The following is a 7,023-nucleotide window of genomic DNA, read 5'->3' as shown; positions in this document are numbered from 1 at the left end:
CGGCCATAGGCCCGCTTGAGCCGTGTGCGCTGGAAGGCGCAAGCACGGTTCTGAGGGGGCGGGGACGCAGCGATGCGTCCCCGCTACCCGACCGAGGTGGGGTGTCCGATGCTTGATCAAACAAGCGGAGAGTGTTCCTGACCTGCAACGATGGGACTTGTCGAGGGTCCTGTTGGCTGCACGGAAAGAAGCACTCTCCAGGTGAAGAAGCGTATCGGGTCGTACCCGCGTGTCCGTATCGAGGGCGGCGGCCAGGCGGTGGTCTCGCAGGCCGGGGGCGTGCTGCTGATCGAGACCGTCCGCAAGGCCGGCTTGGACACCGCGATATCAGCGGCGCTGACGCCGTGGCGGAAGGCTCGGGCGGTGCACGATCCGGGCAAGATCCTGCTGGACGTGGCCCTGGCGGTCGCGCTGGGCGGGGACTGCCTCGCGGATGTCGGCATGCTGCGGGCCGAGCCGGCCGTGTTCGGGCCGGTGGCCTCCGACCCGACGGTGTCCCGCCTCATCGACACCCTCGCAGCCTCCGGGGAGAAGGCTCTGCGGGCCATCCGTGCCGCGCGGGCTGAAATCCGCCAACGTGTCTGGCGGTTGGCCGGCCGGGAAGCGCCTGATGCGGGCGGGACGGTGACCGTGGACCTCGACGGGGTGCTGGTGATCGCGCACTCCGACAAGCAGGACGCCGCAGCGGACCTACGGCCACCACCCGCTGATGGGGTTCGTCGACCACGGACCGGGCGGCACGGGTGAACCCGTCGCGGCCCTGCTCAGACCAGGCAACGCGGTATCGAACACGGCAGCCGACCACATCACCGCCGCCCAACTGGCATTGGCGCAACTGCCGAAGAAGTACCGGCGCGGGCGCCGGACCCTGATCCGCACCGACTCCGCGGGCGGCACCCACGACTTCGTCGCCTGGCTCGCTCAGCGGGGACGGTGGCTGTCCTACTCGGTCGGCATGGTGATCACCGAGCAGGTCCACCAGCATGTGCTGAAGGTTCCGGCATCGGCCTGGACGGCGGCCGTCGAGGCGGACGGCGAGATCCGCGACGGTGCCTGGGTCGCTGAACTCACCGGCGACCTCCTGGCTGGCTGGCCCAAGGGCATGCGGCTGATCGTCAGGAAGGAACGGCCGCACCCCGGGGCCCAGTTGCGGCTCACGGATGCGGATGGCATGCGGCTGACCTGTTTGGCCACCAACACCTCGGGGCGGCCGATCGCCGAGCTCGAGCTCCGTCACCGGCTGCGGGCCCGAGACGAGGACCGCATCCGCGCCGCCCGGGCCACCGGCCTGCGCAACCTGCCCCTGCACCACACGGCCCAGAATCGGATCTGGCTGGAGATCGTGCAGATCGCTCTCGACCTGCTGGCCTGGATGCCGATGCTCGCCCTGACCGGCAAGGCCCGTCTCTGGGAGCCCCGCCGCCTGCGGCTCCGCCTGTTCACCGCAGCCGGACAGCTCGTGACCACCGGACGTCGGCGCATCCTCCGCCTGGCCCGGCACTGGCCCTGGACCGGTCACATCACCGCAGCCCTCGACCGGCTCACCCAACTGCCCGACCCCGGCTGACCAGCGAATTCCCCGTCCCTACGACAGCACCTCAACAACCGGAGCAGTGGAACCCGGCGCCACCCCGAGGCGACCCTCGGGCCCTCGGCCTGCACAGCCTCAGCCCACGGCACGAAAACGGTCCACCGACTCCGTCAGCGGACCGTCACGAAACTTCGAGGCTAGGGATACGGACAAACTAGGGTCAAGCAGGAAAAGGCACCGAGGGCCCAGAATCGGGCTGTGACCTGCGGAAACGTCTTCCAATCCCTGTCGACATCTTCCGGCATCTTGTGCAGGGACTGTGCAGGGTCAGCCGAATTCGCTGACGAAGCGCCCGATACGGAGACGCTGGCACGAGGCCCCGAAACCCTCACTCAGGGTGACGGGGTCTCAGTTTTTTCTTCCCGGTTTGACAGTAAAAGCCCAGGCCATAGGTATCGCGAAAGTCCTGACGGAGAGTTTGACGTAGCTGAGATGCAGGCATACGGTCCCGTTCCGTAGCCACGCGCGGGCGTCCCTTGCAGGGGGCGAACGGGCTGCTGCGCGACGTCTTCGCCTGCCTCGGCCGACCGAATCGGCCTGCTGGCCAAGCTCCCCGCGCTGTCTGCCGCGTCCCGCACACTCGAGGTCGACTCCATGGAGAATCTGCGCGGCGTGTTCGAGAAGGTCGCCACCGACTCCAAGGAGATCGGCCAGCACCAGATCCGGATCGCCTGCTCCACAGGCGGCAGCAAGGGCGGCAATGGTCAGGCGGAGATGATGAACTTGCTGACGTACGGCACGTACACGCCGAACCTCTGGCAGGGCGACATCAAGCTGCCCAAGGGCGGCGCGACATTCACCGAGGAGACGGGCAAGACCTGCCCCGCGAAGTGAGTTCTGCGTGGCATCGGGGCCTCACGAATCCGCGGGAGCCCCGGAATCGGGGCGACGAAGGCATGTCCGTCCGCTGCCCCATGAGTACAGCACCTGTCTCGTGAGTCCCGGCGCCGGTCTGTGCTGGCTATCGAGGTCAGCTCTCGGTGGCCTCGACCGTCCGAACGGCATCGCGGTGCTTGCCGAGGATGGCGCCGACGAGCTCCAGGTCCTCGTTCGAGAGGTAGATGTCATTGGCGCCGACGAGGTGGCGGATGAGGGTGCCAAGGCCCTTGCCGCCGTTGGGGGCGTAGAAGAGAACCTTCGCCTTCTCGTCGCGCGGGATCTGGCGGGGCAAGTGGAGGATGCCGCGGTCGGCGAGTTCCTTCTCCATGCGCTCGACCTTGCGGGCGCCGGCCCGCTTGTCGCCGGTGATCATCTTGAGGCCCTGCACCTTCCAGAGGAAGAAGCCATCCTTCTCCACGATGGTGGCGATGGCATCGAACATGGCGTCAGTCGTCTCGGTGGCCACGGCGGTCATGGGGCAGTCCTCGTCATCCAGTTGGGGCAGCGAGCAGCAGCGTACGGCGGTGCTGACGCCCATGCAGGAGAAGTTGACGTACGCGGGGTTCATGACGTAGCACTCACGGGCAGGCACGGGGGACTCCGCGGGTCGAAATTTCGCGGGCGCCAATGGCTTCCCTCCGCCACTACTACAGGTACGAGCGTGTGGTCGCTGGCGCCTGCTGCCGCCGGGGTGAAGCTGGGGATCCTGTCTCGGAGCCTGGTCCCGCTGGAGCCCACCACCCAGCGCTTGCTCCTGCTGGAGCCAGGGGTGGCGCGCAGCGCCTGACATCGACATTTTAGGCAGTGCCCTGACAATAACGGCCTGACCTGCATTATTCCCGGGTCCGGGAAGTCTTCCGAAAGCAGGAAGCCCCCATCGGAGTAGTTCCGCGGGGGCCCTGCCCATTATTTCCGGACGTCCGGAGATTTAGATCGGCCGGGCGCTGAACGGTACGAGCTCGCTTGCCCGCATGATGGGCGCGGTGACGTGCTGACCACAGGCGACATACGGGGCGACGTCGCGATCGGGCGTCACCTCCCACACGACCGGGCTCGTGCACGGGTCGCCGGCCAGGGTGAGGATGCTGCAGATGTCGGTGTTGATGTCGGTCATGACGTGTTCTCCTCGTCTGCGTGATATCCAGGAGCTTCCTGGTAGTGGACCGCGCAGACACTCCGAGCGCCCCCGCGGGGGGCACCGGAGAGACCGAGCGGGCAGGAGATCTTCTCAGGCCGGCTCATCTCTACGGCCCCGGACAGAATCTCGCCAAGAACCAGGGCCTGGTCAGCGCCATCATCAAGGCCCAGTTGAGCGGCGAACCCCTGCCGCTGCGAGCCGCGCTGGAGACCAAGCGCGACTACATCTACGCACGGGACTGCGCCCGGCCGTCGCGGCGATGGAGGCAGTGCGTTCCCGTACCCAGGGGACAGACCCGTATGTCTGCAAGATCTTCGCCAGCGGTCGGCCCTTCCGGATCGACGAGCTCCTGGAGGTGGCCGAGCGTCTCTTCGACCGGCCGGTGCCCGTTGCGCACGAGCCCGTGGTGGCGGGTCCGAACGCCGATCTCTCGGTCACCTCACAGGTGTGGACGGACCTGGCGTCGTCCCCGTTCCTGAACATCGAGGAAGGAATGCGGGCCGTCCGTTCCGATCTCAGGTACCGGCTTGGACTGAACTGACCGGCTCCGGCGCGCGCTCGCCGGACAGGGGCACCCCGACGTCGAGACGGCCGACCACCTGGCGGGCCGCTTCGGTGAGTTCGGGCGGGCCTTCGACGGTGAAGCGGCAGTTGAAGGTGACGAGGAAGCCGATGAGCGCCGACCAGGACCACGCCCCCATCCGAATCCGGGTGATCCGCTCGTCGATCGCTTCGAAGCTCGCCGCACCCGGAGCCCACTTCGCCACCAGCGTCGCGGGGCACTCCATCAGGACGGTGCCCCAGCACGGCCAGGTGTCCGCGGTGTCCCCCCGGTCGGGCTGGCTCTGGACGAAGCGGGTGATGTCCGCCTCCGGCACTTCCCGCCGACCGAACCGCCAAGCGGTGGAGGTCAGTTGCCCGATGCGGTCAAGCCGGTAGGTGCGCCAGGAATTCCTGCGTTGGTCGTAGGCCACCAGATACCAGCGCCCGGACCAGACGACGAGCCGATGGGGTTCGGCCAGGACCTCGTCGTCCTCCTCGGGGTCGCGGTCGATGGACCGATAGGCGAACCGCACCAGCTCACGCTGCTGCGCGGCAGCGCTCAGCTGCGCCAGCAGCGCCGGATCGACCTGCGGCGGGGCCAGCTCCCAGGCGTTCTCTATCTGCTCGATCGAGAAGGTCGCCAGCCTGCGGGCCAGGTGCGGAGGCAGGAGCTCCTTGATGGAGTTCAGCGCCCGCTTCGTGGCGTCCCCCACGCCGGTCACCGAGGCCGGAGCCGTCTGCAGGGCCAGCGCGATGGCGATGGCCTGCTCGTCGTCGACTATCAGCGGGGGCAGTCGCGCTCCGCGGGACAAGCGGTAGAAACCGGAGGGGCCCTTGCGCGCCGTCACGGGATAGCCCAGTTCGCGCAGTCGGTTGATATCGCGCCGGACCGTCCGCGGGGACACCCCCAGCCGCTCGGCCAGACCGTCGCCGGTCCACTCCTTCTGGGCCTGAAGCAGGCTGAGCAGTTCCAGCGTTCGGTTGGCGATCACGGATTGCCCTCCGGATTGATGTCAGTAGAGGTCAGAATACGTCCTCTTCTTCTGACAGGGTGCCACTGGCTCGGAGGCAGGACGCCTCCCCGACACCCCCAGTACCTCGCCCTCGGCGACCGAACCGGGTGCACCCCCATCGAACAGAACGGAGGAACGCTGTGTCCGAGAATCCGGCTCGGCCCTCACCCACCAACCGGGACGCCTGGTTGGGCCTGGTCGCCATTTCCCTCGGTGTCTCGCTGGTGGTCGTGGACTTCACCATCGTCAATGTGGTGATGCCGCCGATCATCGACGACTTGGAGATCTCGGCCTTCGGTGCCCAGTGGATCCAGGAGTCCTACGCGATCATCCTGGCCGCCCTGCTGCTGGTGATGGGCCGCTTCTCGGACATCCTGGGAGCGCGCAGGCTGTTCATGATCGGGACCGTGATCTTCGGGCTGGCCAGCATCGCCGCGGCGGTGTCGCCCACCGGGGAGCTACTGATCGCCAGCCGGTTCGCGCAGGGTGTCGGTGGCGCGATCATCATGCCGACGTCACTGGCGCTGCTCAATCTGACCTTCCGGGGTCCGGACCGCGGCAAGGCGTTCGCCATATGGGGCTCGACGATCGGGGCGGCCGCCGCGGTCGGACCGCTGCTGGGCGGCTGGCTCGCCGACTACTCCTGGCGGTGGGCCTTCGGCATCAACATCGCGGTCGTCGCACTGATCCTCGTCGGCGTCATGAAGTTCCGCCAGCCCTCCCCCCGCCAGCCGGGACGGATCGACGCCGTCGGCGCGGTGCTGTCGGTGCTGGGCCTCGGACTTCTCGCGTTCGCGCTGATCGAGGGACGCAACTACGGGTGGTGGGAGCCGCGCAAGGACTTCGGTCCCTTCGGGGACGGCACGGGCCTGTCGGTCATCCCGGTCGCCCTGGTCACCGCGGTGGTGTGTCTCTTCCTGTTCCTCCAGGTGCGGCTCACCCCGGGCAGCGGCACGACGCCGCTGATGGACACCTCGCTGTTCGGCATCAAGTCCTTCAGCACGGGCAACATCGCGACACTCATCATCGCCCTGGCCGAGTTCGGCATGCTCGCCGTGCTGCCACTGTGGCTCCAGTACGCCCTGGACTACTCCCCGGTCCAGACCGGGCTGCTGGTCTTCGTCGTCGCGGTCGGCAGCTTCTTCGCGAGCGGTGCGAGCTTCGGCATGGCCGAGAAGACCGGCCCGGTCGGCCTGGTCCGGATCGGTCTGGCCCTGGAGGCCGCCGGCCTGCTGATGTTCGGCCTGCTGGCCGACAGCGAATCCCAGTGGTGGGTCATCGCCATCGCACTGTTCCTGTACGGCATGGGGGTCGGCTTTGCCACCGCCCAGGTCACCAACGTGGTCCTGGCGGACATGCCGCCGCGGCAGGCCGGCCAGGGATCAGGAATCCAGAGCGCCGCCCGCCAGCTCGGCTCCGCACTCGGTATCGCGGTCCTGACCTCGACGTTCTTCACGGCACTGGCCTCCGACCTGTCGGACCGGCTCGTCAAGCAGGGAACGCCCGAGAACGACGCCGACCAGCTGTCCTCGACGGTCTCCGACAGCGCCGGCGCAATGATCTCCGGGCTGGGCGACAACCCGCAGACGGCGTCCGCCGCCGACGCCGCCCGCGACGCCATGTCCCACGCGATCCAGATCAACGGCTACACCTGTGCCGCACTGCTTGCCCTCGGCATGCTGGCGACCTTCCTCATCCCCCGGCCCAAGCAGGGCGCCCAGCAGTGGGGAGAGGGCAACGCCGCCGACGCGGCACCGGACGCCGGGATCAACACCGGTCGGACCCACGCCTCCTAGGCCGTCTCCGGCGGATCAGGGTCGGGCAGGGAGCGGCGTCCGGTGCGGTACGTCGCAAGGCGC

6 protein-coding genes and 2 pseudogenes are annotated in these 7,023 nt (G+C 68.1%); 5 read left to right on the top strand and 3 right to left on the bottom strand.

Translation table 11 applies throughout. The annotated features are described in order from the left end of the window. Positions 1-201: 201 nt before the first annotated feature. A pseudogene (locus ACIRJP_RS12235) lies at positions 202-1,567 on the top strand (IS1380 family transposase). 618 nt (positions 1,568-2,185) lie between these two features. Further along, entirely contained in the window at positions 2,186-2,425 is a 240-nt protein-coding gene (locus ACIRJP_RS12230; protein ID WP_404171703.1) for a hypothetical protein, read from the top strand. Positions 2,426-2,561: 136 nt separating this feature from the next. Here the strand turns inward: ACIRJP_RS12230 and ACIRJP_RS12225 are convergent, their stop codons facing one another. Beyond that, positions 2,562-3,062: a hypothetical protein gene (locus tag ACIRJP_RS12225; RefSeq protein WP_404171700.1), complete on the bottom strand. Its 501-nt coding sequence runs from the start codon at positions 3,060-3,062 to the stop codon at positions 2,562-2,564. A 336-nt stretch (positions 3,063-3,398) separates the two neighbouring features. Further along, positions 3,399-3,584, bottom strand: a complete 186-nt coding sequence (locus tag ACIRJP_RS12220) for a hypothetical protein (protein WP_404171697.1) — start codon at positions 3,582-3,584, stop codon at positions 3,399-3,401. Positions 3,585-3,604: 20 nt separating this feature from the next. On the opposite strand from ACIRJP_RS12220, the pseudogene ACIRJP_RS12215 reads away from it, so the two are divergent. After that, positions 3,605-3,844 (top strand): annotated as a pseudogene (locus ACIRJP_RS12215) (NAD-dependent epimerase/dehydratase family protein); the annotation flags it as partial. Positions 3,845-3,876: 32 nt separating this feature from the next. Then, positions 3,877-4,149, top strand: a complete 273-nt coding sequence (locus ACIRJP_RS12210; RefSeq protein ID WP_404171736.1) for a hypothetical protein — start codon at positions 3,877-3,879, stop codon at positions 4,147-4,149. Here the strand turns inward: ACIRJP_RS12210 and ACIRJP_RS12205 are convergent. Continuing rightward, positions 4,124-5,143 (bottom strand): helix-turn-helix transcriptional regulator, encoded by a 1,020-nt coding sequence (locus ACIRJP_RS12205; RefSeq protein ID WP_404171695.1) that lies wholly within the window; start codon positions 5,141-5,143, stop codon positions 4,124-4,126. The genes ACIRJP_RS12210 and ACIRJP_RS12205 overlap by 26 nt on opposite strands. 161 nt (positions 5,144-5,304) lie before the next feature. Here ACIRJP_RS12205 and ACIRJP_RS12200 point away from each other — a divergent pair, with 161 nt between their 5' ends. Continuing rightward, positions 5,305-6,960 carry an MFS transporter gene (locus tag ACIRJP_RS12200; RefSeq protein ID WP_404171692.1) on the top strand — a complete coding sequence of 552 codons (1,656 nt, stop codon included), beginning with the start codon at positions 5,305-5,307 and terminating at the stop codon, positions 6,958-6,960. Positions 6,961-7,023: the final 63 nt, after the last annotated feature.

Origin of the sequence: Streptomyces sp. NPDC102437 (assembly GCF_044765565.1) — a bacterium.
Lineage (GTDB): Bacteria > Actinomycetota > Actinomycetes > Streptomycetales > Streptomycetaceae > Streptomyces.
Note: the sequence above shows the minus strand (reverse complement) of the source record. Positions and strands in the feature narration are given on the sequence as shown.